This window comes from Nitrosopumilus sp. Nsub (assembly GCF_001541925.1).
Classification (GTDB): Archaea; Thermoproteota; Nitrososphaeria; order Nitrososphaerales; family Nitrosopumilaceae; genus Nitrosopumilus.
The window spans coordinates 18,013-40,871 of record NZ_LQMW01000006.1 but is presented as its reverse complement, the minus strand read 5'-3'; the positions used below and the strand labels follow the sequence as shown (position 1 = coordinate 40,871).

The 22,859-nt window shown below is 30.9% G+C and carries 22 protein-coding genes and 1 tRNA gene; 9 read left to right on the top strand and 14 right to left on the bottom strand.

All coding sequences use genetic code 11. The annotated features are described in order from the left end of the window. Positions 1-912: 912 nt before the first annotated feature. A complete protein-coding gene (locus AW732_RS08635; RefSeq protein ID WP_253805518.1) occupies positions 913-1,092 on the bottom strand; it encodes a DUF1059 domain-containing protein in 180 nt (59 codons plus the stop codon). Positions 1,093-1,395: 303 nt separating this feature from the next. On the opposite strand from AW732_RS08635, the gene AW732_RS00720 reads away from it, so the two are divergent. Then, positions 1,396-2,046, top strand: a complete 651-nt coding sequence (locus AW732_RS00720) for a tetratricopeptide repeat protein (RefSeq protein WP_067957059.1) — start codon at positions 1,396-1,398, stop codon at positions 2,044-2,046. Positions 2,047-3,029: 983 nt separating this feature from the next. Here the strand turns inward: AW732_RS00720 and AW732_RS00715 are convergent. After that, positions 3,030-4,109, bottom strand: a complete 1,080-nt coding sequence (locus tag AW732_RS00715; protein WP_067957056.1) for a cache domain-containing protein — start codon at positions 4,107-4,109, stop codon at positions 3,030-3,032. Positions 4,110-5,129: 1,020 nt separating this feature from the next. Here AW732_RS00715 and AW732_RS00710 point away from each other — a divergent pair. Then, positions 5,130-5,603, top strand: coding sequence for a chemotaxis protein CheW (locus tag AW732_RS00710; RefSeq protein WP_067957053.1), 474 nt, complete (start codon positions 5,130-5,132; stop codon positions 5,601-5,603). Positions 5,604-5,655: 52 nt separating this feature from the next. Here the strand turns inward: AW732_RS00710 and AW732_RS00705 are convergent, their stop codons facing one another. The 3 genes from AW732_RS00705 to AW732_RS00695 are packed head-to-tail and all read right to left on the bottom strand — an operon-like array spanning position 5,656 to position 9,553. Then, the gene (locus tag AW732_RS00705; RefSeq protein ID WP_156416040.1) at positions 5,656-8,007 is read right to left on the bottom strand and encodes a hypothetical protein; all 2,352 of its coding nucleotides are present in this window, start codon (positions 8,005-8,007) and stop codon (positions 5,656-5,658) included. Positions 8,008-8,059: 52 nt separating this feature from the next. Further along, positions 8,060-8,737 (bottom strand): A24 family peptidase C-terminal domain-containing protein, encoded by a 678-nt coding sequence (locus AW732_RS00700; RefSeq protein WP_067957046.1) that lies wholly within the window; start codon positions 8,735-8,737, stop codon positions 8,060-8,062. Positions 8,738-8,740: 3 nt separating this feature from the next. After that, positions 8,741-9,553, bottom strand: a complete 813-nt coding sequence (locus tag AW732_RS00695) for a TrmB family transcriptional regulator (RefSeq protein WP_172790357.1) — start codon at positions 9,551-9,553, stop codon at positions 8,741-8,743. Positions 9,554-9,835: 282 nt separating this feature from the next. Here AW732_RS00695 and AW732_RS00690 point away from each other — a divergent pair, with 282 nt between their 5' ends. Further along, entirely contained in the window at positions 9,836-10,108 is a 273-nt protein-coding gene (locus tag AW732_RS00690) for a hypothetical protein (protein ID WP_156416039.1), read from the top strand. A 569-nt stretch (positions 10,109-10,677) separates the two neighbouring features. On the opposite strand, the gene AW732_RS00685 is transcribed toward AW732_RS00690, so the two are convergent. From AW732_RS00685 to fen, 3 genes are all read right to left on the bottom strand, one after another. Next, positions 10,678-11,190, bottom strand: coding sequence for a DUF6036 family nucleotidyltransferase (locus AW732_RS00685; RefSeq protein ID WP_067957038.1), 513 nt, complete (start codon positions 11,188-11,190; stop codon positions 10,678-10,680). Further along, positions 11,177-12,244, bottom strand: coding sequence for a hypothetical protein (locus AW732_RS00680; protein ID WP_067957035.1), 1,068 nt, complete (start codon positions 12,242-12,244; stop codon positions 11,177-11,179). The genes AW732_RS00685 and AW732_RS00680 overlap by 14 nt, the downstream gene beginning before the upstream one ends. 315 nt (positions 12,245-12,559) lie before the next feature. Then, positions 12,560-13,582, bottom strand: coding sequence for a flap endonuclease-1 (gene fen / locus AW732_RS00675; protein WP_067957031.1), 1,023 nt, complete (start codon positions 13,580-13,582; stop codon positions 12,560-12,562). Positions 13,583-13,651: 69 nt separating this feature from the next. Between fen and AW732_RS00670 the strand changes: the two genes are divergently transcribed. Both AW732_RS00670 and AW732_RS00665 read left to right on the top strand, forming a co-directional pair. After that, entirely contained in the window at positions 13,652-13,915 is a 264-nt protein-coding gene (locus AW732_RS00670; protein WP_067957028.1) for a hypothetical protein, read from the top strand. Between the two features lie 49 nt (positions 13,916-13,964). Next, positions 13,965-14,046, top strand: a tRNA-Ser gene (locus AW732_RS00665). A 40-nt stretch (positions 14,047-14,086) separates the two neighbouring features. Here AW732_RS00665 and AW732_RS00660 read toward each other — a convergent pair. Further along, complete coding sequence (locus tag AW732_RS00660; protein ID WP_067957025.1) at positions 14,087-15,244, bottom strand: Nre family DNA repair protein; 1,158 nt, start codon at positions 15,242-15,244, stop codon at positions 14,087-14,089. Between the two features lie 97 nt (positions 15,245-15,341). On the opposite strand from AW732_RS00660, the gene AW732_RS00655 reads away from it, so the two are divergent. The 4 genes from AW732_RS00655 to AW732_RS00640 all read left to right on the top strand — a co-directional run bounded on the left by AW732_RS00655 (position 15,342) and on the right by AW732_RS00640 (position 18,174). Next, the gene (locus AW732_RS00655) at positions 15,342-16,265 is read left to right on the top strand and encodes a cobalamin-binding protein (RefSeq protein ID WP_067957022.1); all 924 of its coding nucleotides are present in this window, start codon (positions 15,342-15,344) and stop codon (positions 16,263-16,265) included. A 34-nt stretch (positions 16,266-16,299) separates the two neighbouring features. Beyond that, positions 16,300-16,500, top strand: coding sequence for a hypothetical protein (locus AW732_RS00650; protein WP_067957019.1), 201 nt, complete (start codon positions 16,300-16,302; stop codon positions 16,498-16,500). A 97-nt stretch (positions 16,501-16,597) separates the two neighbouring features. Continuing rightward, complete coding sequence (locus AW732_RS00645) at positions 16,598-17,350, top strand: DUF432 domain-containing protein (protein ID WP_067957016.1); 753 nt, start codon at positions 16,598-16,600, stop codon at positions 17,348-17,350. A 32-nt stretch (positions 17,351-17,382) separates the two neighbouring features. After that, positions 17,383-18,174 (top strand): mechanosensitive ion channel family protein, encoded by a 792-nt coding sequence (locus tag AW732_RS00640; RefSeq protein WP_253805517.1) that lies wholly within the window; start codon positions 17,383-17,385, stop codon positions 18,172-18,174. Here the strand turns inward: AW732_RS00640 and AW732_RS00635 are convergent. The 5 genes from AW732_RS00635 to AW732_RS00615 form a co-directional block, all read right to left on the bottom strand. Beyond that, a complete protein-coding gene (locus tag AW732_RS00635; protein ID WP_067957010.1) occupies positions 18,171-18,449 on the bottom strand; it encodes a hypothetical protein in 279 nt (92 codons plus the stop codon). The genes AW732_RS00640 and AW732_RS00635 overlap by 4 nt on opposite strands. Before the next feature lie 126 nt (positions 18,450-18,575). After that, complete coding sequence (locus AW732_RS00630; protein ID WP_067957006.1) at positions 18,576-19,133, bottom strand: helix-turn-helix domain-containing protein; 558 nt, start codon at positions 19,131-19,133, stop codon at positions 18,576-18,578. Between the two features lie 37 nt (positions 19,134-19,170). Next, positions 19,171-21,849 carry a pyruvate, phosphate dikinase gene (gene ppdK / locus AW732_RS00625; protein ID WP_067957003.1) on the bottom strand — a complete coding sequence of 893 codons (2,679 nt, stop codon included), beginning with the start codon at positions 21,847-21,849 and terminating at the stop codon, positions 19,171-19,173. A gap of 27 nt (positions 21,850-21,876) precedes the next feature. After that, complete coding sequence (tpiA, locus tag AW732_RS00620) at positions 21,877-22,533, bottom strand: triose-phosphate isomerase (protein WP_067957000.1); 657 nt, start codon at positions 22,531-22,533, stop codon at positions 21,877-21,879. 42 nt (positions 22,534-22,575) lie between these two features. Continuing rightward, on the bottom strand, positions 22,576-22,857 hold the full coding sequence (locus AW732_RS00615) for a SemiSWEET family transporter (RefSeq protein ID WP_067956997.1): 282 nt from the start codon (positions 22,855-22,857) through the stop codon (positions 22,576-22,578). Positions 22,858-22,859 lie beyond the last annotated feature (2 nt).

The following is a 22,859-nucleotide window of genomic DNA, read 5'->3' as shown; positions in this document are numbered from 1 at the left end:
ATTTTGTCATGATGATGTGTGGGAATTATTAGACTATATGGTGTGGTGTGATCACTTTGAACAATACTGTTTTGTGTACCATCTGATCATTTCACACAAACAGAATCTTACATACTGCAACTACTCTAATAACATCAGAGAAGAAAAACACTGTCGCCTCAAATCAACTCCGATTGAGTTTGCCTTAAGTGTAAAAATGGTACCTTGAAAGAGAGGTATCAAACTCTCTATTTTTGATCATATTTATTAACAAGTATTACAAAGTTATTATGTCGTATTTTACGACGTTTGGTTATAAAATGTGAAGACTCACTGTAATGGATTTACAGTGTTTTTTCATATTTTAGAGTTGTTTTAAGTATTAAATTATTCCACAGGCGAATTTCAAATTATCTTTTTAGATAAAAATGACAATTCACCAAAAAATTTTAATGAGAAACATGACATAGCATATCAAAATATTTAACATAAAAATTGAAGCAGATGATGATGTTCCAAATGAACATGATGATTATTTTTTTTAATATTCAATCATGCACACAACTTGATAATGAAAATATTCCCATCAATAAATCCAAAAACCACTCAGACATAAATTATCATAAAAAATAATTTTCACAGGTATTGGATTATTTAAACTATTTATCAAATATTATGCGGTAAAAAATGTGTCTGTAAAATACTAAATGTATTAGTAGACATAAAGGAACAAACTATCTTGGAAAAGATTCCATGGGAGTTACAGGTGCATTTTACAATTTGAGACAAAATATCCAATCAAGACATGACATATGTTGGATTGTACACGTGAAAAATAACAACAAGATAACGTGTCCGGCAAATAAATCACAAACTACGATCACATAGTTGTTTGAAGAAAATACCTTGCATATCAATAGATAAAGAAATTTTTTATCGTTTCCTTAAAATAAATTGTAATACTGCCTCATAACTATAATCAATAAAATGTTTGTCACTCACATGTTTTTGAAAATTGTTAATTACAACTGACATATTTCTATCTGAAGAAAAATAAGCACAGTCATATCCATAATCACTACATTGTAACTTTACAACAGGGTTTTTCATCATGGCCATAAGGAATGTATCAAAACATAAAGATGTTAAAAACATGTTTGATCAATTTAAACACACAGTAAAACAGAAAAATAAATTATAATACAAATATTTTAAAAAATGGCAAAAATTCTCTGCCACTAGGAATTCAAGTCATTATCTAACTTGTCAATTTCATCATATATTGCCTTTGCAATCCTTTTCACATACTCACTATCATATGTCAATGTTTAGCTAAAGCATTAATCATACAAAACATATTGTTTGTGTATTTTAAACAAACACAAAAATCAAATTTAATGGTGTTTTAAAATTTCAATGACAAAAAGGATTATGCGTGTTAGATTCTCAATAAAACAAGTATTTCCTACTCAAAATAATATTACAAACAATAGTGAGGGATTAATTTATGAAACAAATTTATCTAAATCATCATTTTTACAATTATCCATGGAATATGCCGAAGATCCTGTAAAAAAAGCTGACAAATTAGTTTTGAAAGGAATAGAGTTTGTTAAATCAAACCAGCATGAACAAGCAATAACATGTTACAACAATGCCATAAAGATTAATCCAAAAGACAGAGATGCACATATTTTCAAAGGCAACTCATTAATTCAATTAGATATGTATGCTGAAGCAATAGAGCAATGGAATAAGGCCATAGAAATTGATCCAGACTATGCGTTAGTTTGGAATATTAAAGGAAATTTACTGTATAAAATGGGTAAAACCGAAGATGCAATAGTTTGTTTTGATAAGGCATTAGAAATTGATCCTAAAAAAGAGTTCACCTGGAATAGTATGGGATTTGCATTATCAAAATTAGATAGGTATGAGGAGGCAATAGTTTGTTTTGATAAGGCATTGGAGAATGCAACAAATGAAGAAAATAGAAAAGGATTTCAAAAAATAAAAGAACAAGTAATAATTAGCAAAAATAAGAAAGAAAAGGTCAAAGACACATAATTCTCAAAAGTTTTTATTCTATTTTCAACACATTTGAAAGTTATACTACATACATTGTGATTTTTACATGTCCCCGTCAAAATTATACCTAAAAGAGAATGTGAAAAATCATATATTGTTTTTAACAATTTAATGCTAATGCAAAGAGTGACAAAGAAATGGATAAATTGATTCAATAAAACATATAACAAATATTTTTGTCTAAATTCGTTTTATATGATTTGCAATCATCAGACGATGACGTGAACGTGTAGTTTTGGGTTTTGTTCTTAACAAAGCATTACAGCAAGGGCAGTATGCCCCATCCCAGATTAGAAATATGGAACATTTTGAACATCTTTTTTGACCACTTTCATATCTAGATATTTTCAAAGGTTTTACAGCTTTGTATGTTTGACATATTTCATTACATCCCATAAAGAAACTTTCAAATCAATGTCATTATAATTTAATCCATTGAATTTAAAATAAAAATAAATATTTACTTAAAATAGATTTAGTTGGTTTATGGCTTTATGATAAAGCAAATCACATACAAAAGACCACAATTGAATATGGTTGTTGGATGTAATTGTTATTGCTAATTCTTGGTTGATTTTAGTACGCAAAAGTTTGTTTGTGTATTGTAAAAAGTCAAGAAGAAATAAAGTGAGGAAGAATAATTCCAACATGATACCTGCATCCGTGTTTTTGTTCATAAAAGTACGTACATGAAATACCGGCAAGTCCACACACCCATCATAAAACTATAACCTTGGTCACAACAACCTTTGTCTTTTTAGTTTGACAACAAATGAAAATACAATCCGAAAAGACATTGTAGAAACTGCAAATACAGGTAAATATGAAAAATAACCTTGTCGTTTTGTTTGATATGTTTTTAATTACTGGTATACAATGTCAATGATGATGTTTTTTAATCAATCATACCATTTGACATATTTTTAATAATTTATTTCACATTTGATATTTATTTGATTCATTCAGACTTTTTGTATTATAAAACAACTCCATCCTGAATTATACGTTTCATATCCTTTGGAATGGGCTTTTGCAACACATGTTGTTTGATTGTCATTATTTATCATTGTAAATCCTGATGTATTATTTTTTAATCCTGTTAAAAATGACGCATCTAATTTTTTTATTAGACATTCTCCTTGGGAATCTCCAAATATGTCCCCTGATTCATCAGTTATGCATATTCTAGTGTTTTGTTTTTCTGATTTCTCAATTGGTGTTTCTTCAATTATCTGGTGTGCAAAATGATCCCAGTTGAAAATGATTCCTAAAACTCCCAACACTTTACCGTCTTTTTTAGATCTTACAGGACATGAAAAAATTGAAACGATTTGATTATTTACCAGAGGACAACGTCCAACTGACTGCATTCCAAACTGTCCTTGTTTTGAACTCATTGCAGTCCTGAACCATTCTGTTGAGGACACGTTTGAATTACTAATATCATACGTATGTGATTTACCGTTTGTAATTATTTTACCTTCTGTATCTGCTAAAACCAAATCCACATAGACAGTATATGACTCTAAAATTTGATACAGTCTTTGAGATGCATAAATGCTATCTTTTTTTGATTTTGATTCTAATGCGGTAATCAGTGCATTTTCTGTTGCCCACCATCTAACATCACATGATCGTTCATAGAGATTTCTGTCGATTAAATCCATATTTGTAACTGACAAGTCTACTAGTCTATTTCCCCTCATATCTACTGCTTGTTTTTTTATTAATTCATGAATGCCTTTAATTGATGTTTGACTTTGAGCCTTCATCTTTTCATTTACCTCTCCAATTTTATTTGTTAAATCATTCATCTGTTCTGCAACAATTGAAAATGCTCTACCTGCTTCACCTACTCTACTTGCTTCAATTCGTGCATTAATTGAGATTAATTTTGCTTGAGAATTAAACAAATCAATTTCTTTAATTGCAGATTGGACATTTTTTTCTAAATCACTTCCAATATCTGCCATCTTGTTTAACGTAAATGTTGAATCTTTTTCAACATCACTGTTTGTTTTTACTGTTTGTTTTTGACTCATCCAAACCGCCCAACTTTTAATTGAGTGGTTTTCCTTGAAATAAATTTCGTATCTTACATATTTGCAATTACTTATTACATTTATGTTTGTTTAAAATACACACACATACCAATCATTAGATTATGTGATGGAGTATAACAGAATTGATATCATGATTATGATAGAAGGTTTGATTCAATAGTAGAATTAGTAATAGGTTAACTGTATATTGTATTATTGATGAGACTAATGTATAATAATTTTAAAAAAAAGATTTTGATAAAAAACTAAATGTTTAAAATAAACGAGACACAAGGTAAACATGATTTTTCTAGGACATGTGTCTATCATGAACTGCTTCTCATACTTTTATTCTATAACACAGAATAATGGTTTTCTTGCTATGCTGCATGTATAAAAATGATATTTGACAATGAACAATTTTTTTGAAAATATTTGAAAGTCAACTGTTTCACATCCTTTACGTAGCATAGCAGGTAGGCTTATGCCAGTAACACGACGGGGAGTTATTTTGACAATGGGATATTGTGTCGACTTTCGATTTATTTTACCAACATATGATACATTAAAAGTTGTTTGTATGAGTTAAACATACAGTTCTTCTGTTAATTACAAATGTTTTACAATGTTATGATTAAAACACATAGAAATTTGTATGATGATTGTTTCAAAATGAAATGTGCAAATGGATGTTTATGTAAGTGTCATAAAGTACATTAGTAATTGAAAAACAATATTGCAAATTTAAAAATAAATTGTTTTCAAAAATAGCTTCCAAGAAAAATTTGAGTTTTGGTTTTTTACAAAAAAATATTTTATTAGATATGTGATCAATTGTTTAAACTCAGAATTAAATGATTTTTTTTGAAAAAATTTTACCAATTCAATAATAAAATTTCAAAAAAACTATGGCATTTTAAAATAAAATCAATAAAAATACTTAAAAAAATCAATTTATTATATGCTTGTTTAAAATGATCACACGTTAAATTAACATCAAATTATACGTATGAAAATAACATGGAGTTAGAAATTGTTGCCCCATTTAAAATTGAAATAAATGATTCACTAACATATGGAATTCCATTAAAGAACATATTAGACATAAAGTATATGCAGCCTATAGTTGAGAGTGGTTCTGAAATCAAAGTTATGGTAAACGAGAAAGGGGCAGTAATTCCCGTTATTAATATTACAAGAAATATGGGTTATCCAAAAACAAGATATGATTATTTACATCCAATTATTACTGTTAAAAAATTTGGAACCAAGGTTGGAATTGAGGTAAGCTCAATTTGTAGAATGGTTGATTGTTCAAAATCCGTTCAATTCAAAACAAACATGTTTGAAAGTGACAAACTCTTTAACAGTATCATAAAAACAAATAGAACAACAATCCATATGTTGAACTTGGAAAATGTATTGAAAGGTACTGATAAAATTTTAAAAACAATTGCTCAAAAACTTCCATATTCAGGAATGAGTTGGAAGTAGTTTAATTGTAAAAAATTCAAATTGAAAAAATAGATAATGATCTGATGTAAATTTATTCTAGTCTTTCTCCAGAACTATCAAAAGTCCCATTACGCTTTAACATGATACCAACTCCTGCTAAAATTCCAGGTACAATAACTAATAACAAATCAACACCCATAAACTCTAAACTTCGTTTCTTTTCAGGTATGGTTTCGGTATCGTTTTTGGTACTGTTTGTGTTATCTACTAGGGGATTTTCGACAATGGGTTTTGAAACAATTTCAATATTGTTTGAAAATTCCGGCAAATTTTCTGCCAGCATCAATAATTTGACAGATCCTGCACTTGCAGCATTTGCAGTAAATGTGGCATGATCAGTTCCTTTTTCAATTACAACACTTTCAGGAATTCTAATTTTACTAGTGTCATCTACAAATAAATTGATCAACAAATTCCTATCTGAAAATACTGGATTATCTGATTCATCTAATAGTTGAATCAAAAATAAACTTTCAGTAAAAGTATACACGTCATCAGGAGAAGATAAAGTAAGTTTTGCAGGTTTTTTTGCAGTAATTACCTCAATATTCATGTCGGTTTCATATTCTCCTGCAGTCATTGTAATTACATCTGCACCTGAATCTTTTGCATTTGCCATGAATAATTTTGGAGAGTCTCCAGATTTTATCTGTCCACCTAAAATATCGATAACTGAACTAGGAGACTTTGAGATGTAGATGTTTTCAGGGAAATACCATACAGATGATTCATCACGTGTCATGTATGCAACAACTGGGAAATCTGTATCTGGTATGACTTTGGAAATCATTGGTTTTGCCACAAATTTTAGATCTGCTTTTGTCGGTCCAAACACATCAAGTTTTGCAGAATCTGAACCAAATCCTCCAACTACATACAAATCAGTTGCAACACAGTTTGAAGTTGTTGACCCTTCTCCACCATTAGTAACAGTACTGATACATGAGTTATCAGACAAGGTAGAAGGCTCTTTGATTGTATAGCCCATATCTCCAAACATCAATCCAACTGATGACCCCTTGATGATTTTTGGAGGAGTTATTGTTACAGAATCCGTATCTGAGGGATTAATTCGTACATTTAATGATTTATCTGATGTAACTGGAATATTGCCATCTTGTAAATACACAGATCCAATCAATACATTTTTTCCAGCAGATATGCTAGGTATTGTTTTGATTTGTACAGGGGAATCATCGATGTAAAAATTATGAGTTGCAGTTAACTGTTTTGACTGAATCCCCGAAAAATCTGGAGATGATGCATAAATGGTATATGTGCCTTCAATACCTACAGGAGATGACAATAAGGAATAACCGTATGAATCGCCTTTATTGATCAAAACATCTAATTTTGTTTTATCTCCTGAATAATTATCCCATGCACGACTTGCCTCGTTTCTCAGTTGAGATTCATCAACACGTTCAAGAGAACCTGTCCATTTCTTTTTATTACCGTACCTGTCAATTCCCTCCTCTGTAGAGTATTGAGAATCTCCTGTTTGTGTTTTTTCTGAATCTAAAACTGCATGTAATGTTATGATGGTGTCTTTTTCGGCAGTGGTTGGTTTTCCAGTTTCATCTTTCATTACAACTACGGCATACGAATGTTGATTAGCTTGGGAGGAGATCACTTCGGGAAACAAAAAAAGTTCTAAAGATTTTTCTACAGGGCCAGATATGGTGATTCTTTTGTTTCTAGTATCCATTCCATCTGATGCAGCAAAGATCATTACATCGCCAGAAGTATTAACATTAAAAGTTCCAATCCCATAATATTCTCCTTCATCAATGTACATCTGTTTTGTATCAAGAGAAATTACATCCGTAGATGTAGAAAGATTAATTTTTATATCTTTATCTGCAATTACTGGTTCTCCAAAATCATCTGTTAACTGTACTGTATAGTATCCAGTTCCTGGACCGTGCATTTCAAAAGTATCAGGTGCGGCATTGAGAAGAATTTGAGTGGGTCTGTTTTTTACTTCGTATACTATAACCGTAAAAGAAGTAGGTTCAAATCCATCAGCTACTAGCGCAATTTTTGCCTCACCTGTATCGTGAGCCAAAATTTTTACCGTTGTAATTATGCCGCCATCTTCAATATCTCCAATAGATATTATTTCCGTGTCTGAAGATACTGCCCGTAAATTATTAACCTGTTTTGGTGTTGGGCCTTTCTCAGTAGGGTAAATATGTAATAGTGCCTCAGAACCTTTTACTAGTTTTTCAGGAACCATTCTGGTACTTAATTCATCGCCGATTGCATCTTCAAACAAAAAACCATCATCATCTGCAACATCAGTTTGAGCAAAAGAGTTTGAAATGGGAGAGAATATTAACAATAATACAATTATTGGGAACGCAGAAACTGCCATTTTCATGACTAGAATTATGTATTTTATGATATAATGAGTTGTTTGTTTTTTTTGAAAACTATATGTGTGAAAACAAGATATCACCATAAAATATCTGTATTAAAAAACCAGATAAGATAAACAACATGTAAGGAGTGGCAAAAGTTACCCAAATGTCATTTTTTTCATTAAATTTTGCAGTGTCTGCATTATGCAAAGAAAATGAAAATTTTTTTTGTTTCTGCCCCGTTTCAATAGAAAATGCAAATTTTGCATTTTTTGCCTTGAAGCCTATAAACATTGCCACAATTTTTCTTTGAATATTCTCATCGAAATCTTCAAACATAACATCGTGTCTTAGCAGCCTTATTCCATTTCGTGTAAAATTTATCATAAACGGTAATACAAAAAGTAGTGCCGAATTGGTCAAAATAGTGGTAGGTAAAATATCGCTCCCACTTAAAGTCAATCCCGGAGTAATAAACGAGATAATAATTATTGCAAATGCGTCTGCTCCTCCAAATAAACCCGTTCGCCATAATACTAATGCAATAGGGGCTGCAATCATTGCAATGCCAATATCTACTACAAAGGACAAAATATTTTCTTCAAATATTAAAAGTACAACTCCTGTAACTCCTCCAATCACCCATAAAATATCATGAACCTCTCTGCTCTTAACATCATAGTATGATGCAACTGCAAGAATTACAATAACTGTGATTATTCGTAATTCATTTCCGTCAAAGGGTAACACAAATCATACCTCTAAAACAACTTCATCAAATGGTTTGGCTTTAGACCATACATGCTGACATAAAGTAAATAGCATATTTACCATCTCTTCAGAATTTGTTTGAATGACTGAATCCGTTTCATCATTAAGATCCATCGTTTCTTGAATTGAACCTGACATGATAACTTTGGTACCTTTTTCTAAAATCAATCTACTTTTTGAAGGTAGTTTACCGATTCTAGTTTGAGATATGTTTAATCGTTTTATGTGTGGATATAGATCCTCACTTTTTGTCTGTGTCAATAATCTGATTTCACCGCCCCTTTTTTGGAATTCTGTGATTTTTTCAGGAATAGATGTATGGTACATTCTCAAAATATCGTCAATTGGTGCAATTAGATACACTGTCTCTTTTGCATCTTTGAGTAAAGCAGATATTCTATTGTAAATATTTGCCCTACCTTGAACTACATCCAAAGTGCTGTTATCAACAACAGTAAGATTTGATATTTTTTCCAACTCTTCAATAATTTCTTTGGATATTTTTTTCATTGTGATTATCTCATTTTCCTTCTTTTCAATTAACGTCGCAAACGCCTCTTTTGCAGGAATTGCATCACATAAAGTGGGATTTGTAAATGTAGTTTTAACAACTCCTTTATTTTTTAAATTTGAAACAATTCTGTATGTCTTTCCTCTATCAATTCCAAGTTTTGTAGATAAAGTACCAATAGTTACAGAACCAACATGAAGCAATCCTGTATATACAGTAGCTTCTGTCTCATCCAAACCAAAATTAGAGAGTTTTTCAATTACTTTGGGATCAATTGGAATCAATAATATGTACTCCCATACCATGGCAACTCATATTGTCTAAATATAGTTTTTGAAGATCAGACGTAAATCCATCCTCTTATTGATGTTCAAAGTGGCTGTGTAGAAACCATCAATTTTCACAACATGATTAATCAAATTCCATAAGCAGATCTAAAGCTAAACTCCCAGATCACTATTCCATTAAATCATCTTGGCATAATGGTGGAAAAATGTACAATCCTGTTTATGGTTGGACAATTATGATTGCATAATCTTTTTACTCATATTTCTTTTTTTGATTACATGAAAAAAAATAAAAAAATAATCACAATTAGCATAATTGCTGTCATGGCAATTGTTGCAATTCCTCCTATACTTGGTACTGGCTCTATACTTTTTACAGCTCCTGACTATACTATACTTTCAACTTTGGATTTCATTGGTACTGAAAAAGAGTTTAGGGAAACAATAGAGAACACTCCAGAAGCTAAACTGTTCCGAGAAACATTTGGTGAAAATGTGGAGACAAAATATTGGGTAGAATTATCTTACAGAACCATGTATCTTCTCATCTGAAGATAATACTGCTCTTACCTTCAAACAGATGGGGGATAGAACAATTGTAATATATTATTCGTGCCACAAAAATGATGAAAGAATGAGTGGTTATGTTGACTCTTTTGAAGTCCTTAAAGAAAGTGGGTGTTTCTAATTTTCTTTTTTATCATGAATAAATTAAAAATTTTAGGAATTGGTAATTTTGCTTCGATCTAATAGATGTTGATTAAGAGAATTATCCATTACTCATAAAACCTATGAGTTAGGCGTAAAGTTTCAGAAAACCCACAAAAATAATTATCCTGAATCTCCTTTTAGTTTAGAATATGTAGTTATCTTGTTCTTTGGAATTTTTCCAACCTTTGAATCTTTTTTTGGTTTGTCAGATAGTTTGTGATGCTCTATGTCTGGCATTACTATGAGTTATTGAAAAAAATATTATTGAAAAGTAAAATTCCAAATTTTTTATCTTGTTCTTGATTTTTTCTTTGAGTTTATTTTTTTCTAATTACTGCACCACTTGAGGCAGCAAGTGGTTCAAAGTTCTAATCTTTATAGTGTAGGATTTTTTCTTAAAAAAATATATTCTAGTTAAAATCTGTATTCAAAACAATTTGTAGATTTACATCATATGCTTTTTCGGATCCAGCAAGTCCAATTTGCGATGCTCTTTGTTTGATTTGTTCTTTAGTTATGTTGTGTTTTTTTATACAAGTTTCTATATCTTGTATGTCTCTATCATTTAATCGTCCTATTTTTGTAATTACTATATCTAGAGGATGAAGTGCATATAGTTTGATATTTTCTAAATTTAGTTTTAATGGAATGCTATTTGTTAGATAGTCTTCTGGCAACATTGTACTGAAAACCATTCCTCCTTTCCATTTATCTATCTCAAAACCATGTGGTGTGGCTTTTTCTGCTTTAGTAAATTCTTCATAATCTTCATGGGGTATTGTGAAATCTACATCCATAGTTGATGATTTTAAATCTAGTAATGTAAGTGCGGTTCCTCCTACTGCCACAAGTGTGATTTCTCGAAATAATTCCTCGCCTAAGACTTCTAAAAATTCTACTAGTTGGCTTTTATCTAATGACATGGTACAGCCTCATTTTTCGCTCTAGATCATCAAAATTGGCTTTGATTTCTTCTGTTTTCAATGCTTTAAGATTCCTTATTGCAATTTTGACTCCGTGTATGTGCTTGTATTCCCTTATTGCATTTAGAACTCCTAATAATTTTGAAGCAGTATCATATTTTTGTGATAAAAACAATAGCAAGTTATAGTTAACTTTAGTCTCTGTCTTAATTAAAATAATGGGAATTGCTTCTAACATTCTAACTTCTTTTCTGAGAAGAATTGCTGTAATTATGTATTCTATTCTTATTGATGATTCTTTTGTAATGACATGTCCAAATTCTTTATATCCAAATTTGGCTAAATTATACATTAATTCATCTTCGGTAATTTTTGCAGGATTTATTTCATTGTCTGTAGAGAATTGAATCTTGTTATCTGACATTGATTTTATTATCATCCAAAAATTCTGAGGATTTGAAATTATAATTTTATTTGAGAGTATGTTTTTTACAATATTTGCATTATCGTCTTTTAATAATTCGATAAAATTGTTTTCTTGTATGAGTAATGGATCAATTCTAATATTATGTAGTGCAGATATTGCATCAATCCGTTTTCTTATTGTAAATGTTGGTTTCCAGTCGTTATCTGATTCAAAATTACGTAACATTATAATTAATTCTATACGATTTAGTTTTGCATTTCTTTCTGGATTAACAATGCCCATACTAGAAATTAATTCATACTTTCTTAATTTTTCCATCAATTCAAAAATTATTAACTCTAACTCTTTTCTGTCATGTAAAAATCGTATTTTACGTTCTAATTCTATTTGTGAAAGTTTGTCAATTAATAATGGATTATTAAAATTTAGAAATGGTAATGTAGATTTGCCTGATCGTATCATGTCTATCTCGTTATTTTCTTTTAATTTTTTAATTTCATCATAAATCTGTCTGTAGTATGCAGTTCCATATTTTTCATGTATTTTTTCAACAAGTTTGTTGATTGAAACTGGTTTACCAATTCTTCTGGATAGGATATCGATTGTCCTTAATGTGCTTTCATTCATTCAGTTCTCCTCTATTGTATGTAAATATGTATAATGTTATATTAATGCGTGTATAACATTATTGGCTGTGTAGAAACCATCAATTTTTGACCATATGATTAATCAGATTCAGTAGGCAGATCTAAAGCTAAACTCCCAGATCACTATTCCATTAAATCATCTTGGCATAATGGTGGAAAAATGTACAATCCTGTTTATGGTTGGACAATTATGATTGCATAATCTTTTTGTGGATTGAATTTCTTTACAATCTTAAATTATTGTTTTACCACAACTAATAGTCAAACTCTAAAGTATTAAAGTTGAATTTGTGAACTAAAACCACTGATCTAGATTCTGACTCTTTTTTTCAAGGGCTTTTTTTAATCTGTTTAAAGTTGATTGGATTCTGTCTTCTGAAAAACTTCTTTCTTTAACTAAATAATTTACAATTCCTTCATAATTCACTTCGTTGAATTTAATTTCATCAACTTTGGCAACTTCAGGGGCTAGGAAAATTTTTCTTATTTGCTCAAACTCGATCTCATTTAATTGCTCTTGAATTTGGGGTATGTCTTCAAGTCTTTTATGCTGTTTAATCATTTTGAGTGCTGTTTTTGGACCAATTCTTTCAAAACCATTTGGATTAAAATCTGTTCCAATCAAAATTCCTATGTCAACCAATTCTTCTCTACTCATTTGTATTGACTCAAGTGTTTTTTGAGTTTCAATTATTTCTGGAACAATGTCTATGTAGGTATTTCTATTTGGAATTTTTCTTCTTCCACTACTTGTAAAATTTCTCACTAATCTTTTTGCACCACATAAAATTGAATCATAATCTTGACTTGCTGAAGCATAAGCTTGTCCTGTATTAGTTAGATGTGCTGCTGTAGCTTCTCCTTCTGATGGTGCTTCAATAAATGGAATTCCAAAATATGTTAAAAATTCTTTTGATTCTTTTACCATTCCATCTTTCATGCTGGTAGTTTGCTGTGCAAATTTTCTTGCATCCTCTAGATTTCCTTCAGAGATTGCTTTTTCATATTTGATGGTTGCATCTTTTTTGATTTGTTTTCTGCGTTCAATTTCTGCTGTTTTTAGAGATGGTGGTTTTCCATCAAAAACATAGACTGGTTTAATCCCTAGTGATAGAAAATTTACATTTCTGTATAGTAATCCGCTCAGATGGCTTGTTATTCTGCCTTCTGAATCTGTTAATTGTAATCCATCTGGACCTCTAATGCTTGCTAAAAATTGGTAAATTGCGTTATACGCATCAATTGCTATGATTTTATTTGAAAATGCTTCAAGTGTTGTTTTCTCTCGAATAACTAAATCCTTTAGATTTAATCCCATACTTGAATTTCATCTATTTGCAGTATTTTGTCTTTATCCTTTAATATCGATCAACTAATTGTTTCTTGTATGAAAGTTTCAGATGTGCCCTTGGAACTAACTGACAAAATTTTTCAAATAAAATTTAATTCTGATCAATCTGTCGAAAAAATTATTTCATATTTTCCATTATCTGAACAGGAACGGCTCATGATTAATTCCATATCTGGTCAAGATTCTTTTTCTAACTTCAATTCTATATTTTCTGACACTGTATCTGATGAAGAATGGAATAAAACAAAGGAACAGATCAAAAAACGATTTCAAAATGAACTTTTTGATATAGATAATTAGTATTGATTTTACCCATTTGTTTTATTATGAAGATTATTTTAGATTTATTGCCGGGGTAGCCAAGTGGTAAGGCGGCTGTCTCGAAAACAGCTACGTGAAAGCGTGCAGGGGTTCGAATCCCTTTCCCGGCGTTTAATTGTTAATTCAAAGTTAATTCTATCTGTAAATCATTTAAAAATAATCTAAAATTGATTTTTGTCTAATTGCATCTAAAGTTTTGCCGTTTTTTATCCATTCATTTTTACTTACACTTGTTTTTGTTGATGCGATTTCTAATGCTTCATTAAAACTTGTAATGATTTTTGGCTTTTGCTTCATTGCCTCTCTAATCCCTTCTCTAACTTGCCATACTCCTACTGGAATTGAATATTCTGGTCTTATTTCTCTAAAAATTAAGACTCCTGCTTGAATCTTATTTTTCAAAAGATACTCTGACACAGCTAATTTTGCAGCAAAATAGGCACCTGCAATACGTGGTGGATGCTTGATTCCACGTGCATCTTCATAATCTGAACCAAATCCTATTATTCCATTTGAATACCATGCTTCTATCATTTCAAACATCCATCTACGTGGGAATAAAATAACTGAAAAAATATTTCCTAAATGTTCATAAGAAAATATTTTGCAAACATCAATTATGTTATTTTCTAAAATATTTTCTACTATTGATTTTGAAATTATATCGTCTGTTGCAGTAATACTCCACTTTGTTGGAACTAACTTTCTTTTTTTACCTAGCATTCCTATGCTGAAACATTTTTGTATTTTGGAAATTTCAATCCCTGAATTATATAATTTTAAAACTGCATCAGATGCATTGATGTCTTTATCATAAAATATTTTCTCAATTGGTTTGGATGAAGTGCTTCCTGAAAATTTTGCAGATTTTATTTCTCCAATTGGACCAAATGGTGCACTTTCACCATTAATTGAAATGTTTGATGACACTTTTTTGTTAAATATTAAATCCAAATCTGTTGGTTTTGATGACATTGTTACTTCTTGAAGATTTTCAATGTACCTTCCTTCTGTTTGCTCAATAGGTATTTTTTGAATTCCTCTTACCAAATTTAAACGAAAATTTACAATTTCTTCTAATGATTTTCCTTTCCATTTTTCAGGATTGTCTAGTAATTCTGTATTTCCGTGAATTGGAGGAACAAGTGGACCTACAAACACTTTGGGATAATTATGCGAACCTACAAAAACTGATGGTGGACTGGTACCGCTAATTTCATCTGATGAAAATAAATTTCCATATTTTGATAATGATTCGTGCCATTTAGATAAAATTGATCGTCTGATATCTTGAGAGTTTGATGACATGCTAATTTGTGCCTAAAATGTGCCTATTAACTTGACTAATTTCAAAAATTTACAATTTTTAAAAAAATGTTTAAACTTTGAATGATTTAGAAAAAATATGGCTGTTAAACGAATTGTTTCATTTTTGCCTAGTGCTACTGAATTACTTTATGAATTTGATGTGGCAGATAAATTATTTGGAGTAACACATGAATGTAAATATCCTGAAAATGCAAAATTAAAACCTCAAGTAATTTCTTCTGTAATAAATTCAGATAATTTAACTAGTAATGAAATCAATACAATTACTTGTACATTATTAAATGAAGGAAAAAATATTTTTGAATTAAATAAAAAAAATCTGATTACTGCCAATCCTGATTTGATAATTTCACAAGAAACGTGCAAAGTTTGTGCCGCATATACAAATCACATTCAATCTGCATTAGAAATTCTTCCTCAAAAACCTCAGTTATATTCAATGGATCCACATAATTTGAAAGAAATTCTTCAATCCGTAACTGAGTTAGGGGAAATTTTAAAAAAAGAAGAAAAGGCAATAGAAATTGTTAATTCATTACAAACAAGAATTAAAAAATTAAAAAATCTTGATTATGAAAAACCTCCTCGTGTTTTAGCAATTGAATGGATTGAACCATTTTTTACTGCTGGTCATTGGATACCTGAAATGATTGAACTTGCTGGTGGAATTAATTTAATTAGTAAAATTGGGGAACATTCAAGACGTATGAGTATGGATGAAATTGAAACTTCTGATCCTGATGTTGTTATTTTGATGCCTTGTGGATTTGATACTGTGAGAACTTTATCTGAATATGAATCAATTTTAAAGAAAAATCCTGCCTGGAATTCTCTAAAAGCTGTAAAAAACAATCAAATCTATGCTGTAGATGCAAATTCATTTTTTAGTAAACCTAGCATTCGAACAATTGATGGTTTGGAAATTTTGGCAAAAATCATTCATCCTGAAAAATTTGGAGATCTGATTGTTCCTGTTAATTCATTTTCAAAAATTTCTTAAGAATCCTTATCTATGACAATATTCTAAATCTTGTATGGTTAGAGCCAAATTGACTGATGATCAAAAGGAAAAAGCAAAAAAAGAACAAAAAACTAGATCTAAACAATCTCGTGCCGCCCGAAGAAGTGGAAAAAGTATGAAAACAGAAGGTAAAGTTACAAAATCTTCTTCAAAAACAAAAGAATCTAGATCATCAAAGAAAATTGCTACCATAAAAAAGCGAACAAGAAGCTAATTTGACACATTTTTTGTCTATGATTTCTAATGTTATTGACAATGAAAGTTGTTAATCTACCAATTCTATCCTCGCATTCTATTAAAAAATGAAAATCATGAGTGATAATTCTGAAATCTCTTTTTCAAATTTTGGTGTCTATAATTTAGACGATCAAATAGAGTTAACTTTGCCAAACACTATGATCAAATTCAACCGGATCAGTGAAAATGCTTTTTCTTATTATCGTGAAAACTCTGAAGGAAAAATTGTTGAAAAAATAATTCCTGTAAAATCTTCTGACGTTAAAATTGAATTGGCCCCTATTAGACCGCTCAATTATCCTGCCAGGAGAACTACTCATCTCTTCTTACAATTTGATAAAGAAATCTATCTTAGTGAGAATTCTGCAGCCAGTATTTTTGTTAATTGTCCTATTGAGATAGGTGTTTTTTTAGTTCATGATTCAAATTATGATTCTCTTGATTGGGTAACTTGTGACCCATTAAATTCTAGATTCGGTTTGTATGGTTCTCCTGATACTGGCACTTTGTGCAAATATGCTAAAGTCTCTATGGCTACTGATTATGATGATTCTGACCCTTATGTTGAAGCTGTAATGCAAATTGTTGTTGAAAACACTATGTCATTTGGTCAATCAATTAGTAAGGTTGTTTTTCCAATTACTGACAACAGTCTCTATTACCAAAATTCTAAGGCAATAATTGATGGACTAAAAATTACCATGAAAAAACGTGCTGCTGTAAATATTGCTGATGTTCAAACTATTTCTCTTGAAACTGATTGGTCTGCATCTCCCACATGGGAAGATAAAACAGCAAGTACGCATATGGAGATGGGGTTAGAATAATGATTTTGGAATTTCTTCAGAGTTTGTCTGAAATGCAAATTGTCGGAGAATTAACTTTGCTGTCTTTGTTAATTGGTGGTGTTATAATGGCTGGCGGTGTTATCATTGCTAAAATTGCAAAATTATTATTTCACAAATATTATGCCCCTTCATTACCTAAGGATACTGCACAAAATATTAGTAAATTAATTTATTTTGGAATTCTAATAATTTCATTTTTAGGTTTTACGTCTAGTCAGGGAATTGATCTATCTGGAATTATGGTTGCTGGGGGAATATTTGCTGTAGTTATTGGTTTTGCTACCCAGTCTGTAGTTTCAAATTTAATTTCTGGATTATTCTTAATTGTTGAAAAACCTGCAAAACATGGCGATACAATTGAATTGCCTGATATGGGTATTTCCGGAACTCTGTTGGACATTGGTACCTTTTCCAGTAAAGTTAGGCGATTTGATGGAACTGTAACACGAATTCCAAATGAGAAATTCTTTACATCCAATATTCGATCATTAACATTATCCACTGTCAGAAGGGCTGATGCAACTGTTGGAATTTCATATCAATCTGAAATAGATCATGCTATTTTGGTAATGAAAAATGAAATTTTACAAACTATGCCATTTGTTCTTCAAATCCCTGAACCTGAATTTCGTATTGAGGAATTGGGTGAGTCTAGTGTGAATATTCATGTCTATGTTTGGCATCCACGTGATGACTGGAGTAATACTCAGCCTATTCTTTTGAATACTCTAAAACGTGCTCTTGATAAATCTGGAATAGAAATCCCTTTCCCTCAAAGAGTTATTTGGACTGGCAAGGATTAACTCGTTTTAACTTGCTTTTTTTTATTTCGTCTTTTTTTAATTAAACTAAACATGATCATTCCAACGTTTACAATTGAAATTATTTCAATTAAATCTACGCCGTAAAGAAACCAGTCAATGACTGGATGAACTCTTGAAATCATTCCAGCTTCCAACATAATGTCTGCATTCCATACCATGTGTGGTACTTGAATGAATTGTATAATTGCAATTATGACAATACTTCCTAGAATTTTATTTTCATACCAATTCCAAAACTTGTTCCATATGTTCATGCATTACATTGTTTTTTAATTCTATTAAATGCTGTTAAAATTAGACGCAACTAATTAGACGCAACTAATTAGACGCAACTAATTAGACGCAACTAATTTTTTTATGTTATTTTTTTAAATTATTTTTTATTCCATCATCTTTAATGTATCAGAAGCTGTTATGATTCCTACAATTTTAGATTTTTTTGAAATCAAAATACATTTTGAATATCTGATTAATGGAACTAGTACATTTGCTGGTGTATCCCAATCAACAATTGGTGGGACTGAATCCATTGTATCTGCAAGTTTTGCTTTTTTTAATTCTGCTTCGCCTAAATCTGCTAAATGTTTTACAATTCCATCTTCTGATACGACTCCTACTATTTTTGAATTATCAAAAACTGGAATTTGACTAATTGATAATTCATGCATTTTTTTAATTGCGTCATGTAATGTGTTTGAAGGTTTTAATTTTATGATATTTTCACTACAAAAATCTCCTGCTGTATGTGATGATGACTCTCCTTCCAATTTTGCAAGATTCTCAAATATTTTTTTTGCAGTATCGTAACTTGGTTGGCTTCTTCCTGATTCAATTTGATTAATCATAGAGGTACTTACCCCTGTCATGCTGGCAAGTTTTTTTTGAGTAATGCCAATTTTTTGTCTTATTTGTTTTATTGATTCAATTCTAGGAAGCAATTCAATTATGGTGAACTTTATTTGGTTTTAAATTGTCTTATTTCTTCTTCTTTTTAGCTTTTTTTGGCTGTTCAATTGCTGCTTGTGCTGCTGCAACTATGGCAATTGGAATTCTATGTGGTGAGGCACTGACATAGCTTAGTCCTTCACCGTGGCAGAATTTGATAGAACTTGGATCTCCTCCATGTTCTCCACATATGCCTACTTCCATATTCTTTCTAATTGAACGACCTGCACTAATTCCAATTCTGATTAAACTACCTACACCGTTAACATCTATTGATTGGAATGGATTTCTTTCAAGTAATTCTTTTTCCATGTATTCTGGTAAGAATTTACCTTCTACGTCTTCTCTACTAAAACTAAATGTTCCTTGAGTTAAGTCGTTTGTTCCAAAACTGAAAAATTCTGCTGTATCTGCTAATTCATTTGCAGTTAGTGCTGCTCTAACCACTTCTATCATTGTTCCGAAATTAATTTTTAATTTCATCTTGTGTTTTGTTTCAGTCTCTTTTTTGATTCTGTCATAAATTGACTTGATGTGATTTAATTCTGCAATACTGCTGATTTGTGGAATCATTATTTGTGGATGTGCTTTAACTTTCTTCTTAGTTAATTCTACTAGTGCATCAAACACTGATCTAATCTGCATTTCATATATTTCTGGATATGTTACACCTACCCTTACCCCTCTATGGCCCATCATTGGATTGACTTCTGCCAACTCTCTTGCTCTTTTGAGAACCACTTTTGCTTCAGAAATTTCATCTGTTTTTCCATCTGCTTCTAATTTTTGTATTTTTTCAACTAATTCTTCTGGATTTGGTAAGAATTCGTGTAATGGTGGATCCAATAATCTAATTGTTACTTCGTAACCTTCCATAGCTTTTAAAATTTCAATAAAGTCACTTTTTTGCAACTTGCCTAATTTTTCTAAAATTTTATTTCTTTCTTCAATATTCTCAGCCATAATCATTTCTACAAATAAATTGATTCTGTCGCTACCGTTGAACATTCTTTCTGTTCTGCATAATCCGATACCTTGACCTCCAAACTTTCTTGCTAGTTTTGCCATGTCTGGTGTGTCTGCATTAGCTCTAATTCCTAATGTTTTTGTTTTTTGTGCCCAAGTGAGTATCTGTTCAAAGTCTTTTGTTACTTTAGGTTCGACTGTTGGGATTTCTCCAATAAAGACAGTACCTTCACTTCCGTCAATGGTAATTGTTTCCCCTTCTTTGATTGTCATTCCATTTGCAGTACCTACATTATTATCATAATCTATTTTTAATTCTGGACATCCTACTATGCATGGTTTTCCCATTCCTCTTGAAACAATTGCTGCATGAGATGATTTTCCACCTAAGCTGGTCAAAATTCCTTCTGAAGAGAAGAATGCCGGAACATCTTCTGGTTTAGTTTCTTTTCTAACTAGGATTACTTTTTTACCTGCATCTCCTAATTCTATTGCTTTTTTAACATCAAATACTACAATGCCACTTGCTGCTCCTGGTGATGCGGCAATTCCTTTAGCTAATTGTTTGTACTCTTTGATTTTTGATTCATCCATTGTTCTGTGCAATAGTGCTTCTAATTGTTGAGCTGGAATTCTTGTAAGTGCTTTATCTTTGTTAATCAATTTTTCTTTTACCATGTCTACAGATGTTTTTACTAATGCTGCAGCACTCATTTTTGCTGTTCTTGTTTGTAATAGGTAGAATTTTCCTTGTTCAATTGTAAATTCGATATCTTGAGGTTCTCTGAAATGTTTTTCTAATTTGGCACATGCCTTGGAAAGTTCCTTGTGTGATTTTGGCATGTCTTTTTTTAGTAATTCTATGCTTTTTCCAGTTCTAACTCCTGCTACTACGTCTTCACCTTGTGCGTTGATGAGGTATTCTCCTTCTATCTCTTTTTTACCGTTATGTCCATTTCTTGTAAATACTACGCCTGTAGCACTATCGTCTCCCATGTTTCCAAATACCATAGTTACGACATTTACTGCAGTACCGTTTGCAATATCTTTTGTAATGTTGTTTTTTTCACGATAGACTATTGCTCTTTCTCCCATCCAACTTTTGAAAACTGCTTCAATTGATAATACTAGTTGTTCATCTGGTGTATCTGGGAATTTTCTTTTAGTGTGTTCCTCACAGATTTTTTTGTATTCTGTGACGATTTCTTTTAATGATTCGACATTTAATTTACTGTCATCTGTAACACCTTGTTTTTCTTTTGCAGCATCTAAAACATGATCAAACTTTTCATCATTAACTCCAAATACTACTTTTCCAAATAATTGGATGAATCTTCTGTAAGAATCCCATGAAAATCTTGGATTTTTGGTTTGTTCTGCAAAACCTTCTACTGTTTTCTCATTTAATCCTAAATTCAAAATTGTGTCCATCATTCCTGGCATTGAAATTGCTGCCCCTGAACGTACTGAAACAAGTAGTGGATTTTTAGTTGAATTCCATTTCTTACCTGTCTTTTTTTCCATTTTTGCAATATTTTTCATAACTGCTGGCATTACGTCCTTTGGAAGTTTTCTATTGTTATCATAATACTTGTTACAAACTTCTGTTGTGATTGTAAATCCTGGCGGAACTGGCAATTTTAGGCGTGTCATTTCACTTAATCCTGCACCTTTGCCTCCTAGAAGCATTCTTTTTTTGCTATCTGCTTCTTCAAATGCATAAACTGGTTTGTTCTTTGCCATGCAAAAAATTCTAATTTTTTTGGCTTTTTAAACTAATGCCTTTGCAAATTCTGAAATAATTTTGTCCCAATTCTTTGCTTTTATGATGCCACTTGCAACCAAGATCCCCTTAGATCCTAATTCTGATGCTTTTTCCACATCTTGTCCAGAGACTATTCCTGCACCGCATAATAACTTGGTATTATTTTGTGCACTTTTTACTGCAATCACTGCTTTTGAAATTAATTCTGGTTTTTCAGTTGAAACAGCTTTTCCTGAACCAATTAATTCTGGAGGTTCTATTGCGATATAGTCTGGATTTAATTTTGCATATTTTCTTGCTTCTGCAACATCTTTCACACAAACAACTGAGATCATCTTTAATTCTTTTAATTTTATTACCAGTTTTTTTATCTCATTACTGGAAATTCTATGTTCGCTATGATTGATCAATGAGCCTTTAACTTTGGATTTTTTTAGTAGTTCTGGAATTACAAAACCTGTTGTACTTCCAATTTTGGAATCATCTACATGTTGGGCCAAAATTGGTATTGAACTATTTGCAACAACACCTATGAGATGTTGTGGCGGGCAAATTGCAATTTTAATTTTATTTTTTTTTGAAATTTTTTCTGCAGTTTTTACAAACTTGATTATTTTATCTCCTGAAATTTCTTCATAATTTTTACAATTAATTATAAACACGTTATTTTGAATTTTCTATATTGTATTTAATTCTTCATTGAATTATACAACTATGTTTTTATCATATTTTCTTTTCATTGTCAAAACAATTAACATTAATACAATTGCTGCAATATTTGTGCCTATGATAAACACATCCATGACAATAATTCCATAAATTAACCACAAAATTGCTCCCGCAGAAATAAAAATCATCAAAAAACTTGAAACATCTTTTAGACTTTTTGATTTGTAACCTTTGTAAATTTGATCAACCCATCCAGTTAAAATCAAAATTCCTGCAGCAACCCCTAACACTGTTAATAATATTGGATCAACTTCCATGA

Coding starts and splice junctions, on each gene's coding strand:
- AW732_RS08635 (WP_253805518.1), bottom strand. CDS start 1,092: ATGATGAAAAACCCTGTTGTAAAGTTACAATGTAGTGATTATGGATAT.
- AW732_RS00720 (WP_067957059.1), top strand. CDS start 1,396: ATGACAAAAAGGATTATGCGTGTTAGATTCTCAATAAAACAAGTATTT.
- AW732_RS00715 (WP_067957056.1), bottom strand. CDS start 4,109: ATGAGTCAAAAACAAACAGTAAAAACAAACAGTGATGTTGAAAAAGAT.
- AW732_RS00710 (WP_067957053.1), top strand. CDS start 5,130: ATGGAGTTAGAAATTGTTGCCCCATTTAAAATTGAAATAAATGATTCA.
- AW732_RS00705 (WP_156416040.1), bottom strand. CDS start 8,007: ATGAAAATGGCAGTTTCTGCGTTCCCAATAATTGTATTATTGTTAATA.
- AW732_RS00690 (WP_156416039.1), top strand. CDS start 9,836: ATGAAAAAAAATAAAAAAATAATCACAATTAGCATAATTGCTGTCATG.
- AW732_RS00685 (WP_067957038.1), bottom strand. CDS start 11,190: ATGTCATTAGATAAAAGCCAACTAGTAGAATTTTTAGAAGTCTTAGGC.
- AW732_RS00680 (WP_067957035.1), bottom strand. CDS start 12,244: ATGAATGAAAGCACATTAAGGACAATCGATATCCTATCCAGAAGAATT.
- fen (WP_067957031.1), bottom strand. CDS start 13,582: ATGGGATTAAATCTAAAGGATTTAGTTATTCGAGAGAAAACAACACTT.
- AW732_RS00670 (WP_067957028.1), top strand. CDS start 13,652: ATGAAAGTTTCAGATGTGCCCTTGGAACTAACTGACAAAATTTTTCAA.
- AW732_RS00660 (WP_067957025.1), bottom strand. CDS start 15,244: ATGTCATCAAACTCTCAAGATATCAGACGATCAATTTTATCTAAATGG.
- AW732_RS00655 (WP_067957022.1), top strand. CDS start 15,342: ATGGCTGTTAAACGAATTGTTTCATTTTTGCCTAGTGCTACTGAATTA.
- AW732_RS00650 (WP_067957019.1), top strand. CDS start 16,300: ATGGTTAGAGCCAAATTGACTGATGATCAAAAGGAAAAAGCAAAAAAA.
- AW732_RS00645 (WP_067957016.1), top strand. CDS start 16,598: ATGAGTGATAATTCTGAAATCTCTTTTTCAAATTTTGGTGTCTATAAT.
- AW732_RS00640 (WP_253805517.1), top strand. CDS start 17,383: ATGCAAATTGTCGGAGAATTAACTTTGCTGTCTTTGTTAATTGGTGGT.
- AW732_RS00635 (WP_067957010.1), bottom strand. CDS start 18,449: ATGAACATATGGAACAAGTTTTGGAATTGGTATGAAAATAAAATTCTA.
- ppdK (WP_067957003.1), bottom strand. CDS start 21,849: ATGGCAAAGAACAAACCAGTTTATGCATTTGAAGAAGCAGATAGCAAA.
- AW732_RS00615 (WP_067956997.1), bottom strand. CDS start 22,857: ATGGAAGTTGATCCAATATTATTAACAGTGTTAGGGGTTGCTGCAGGA.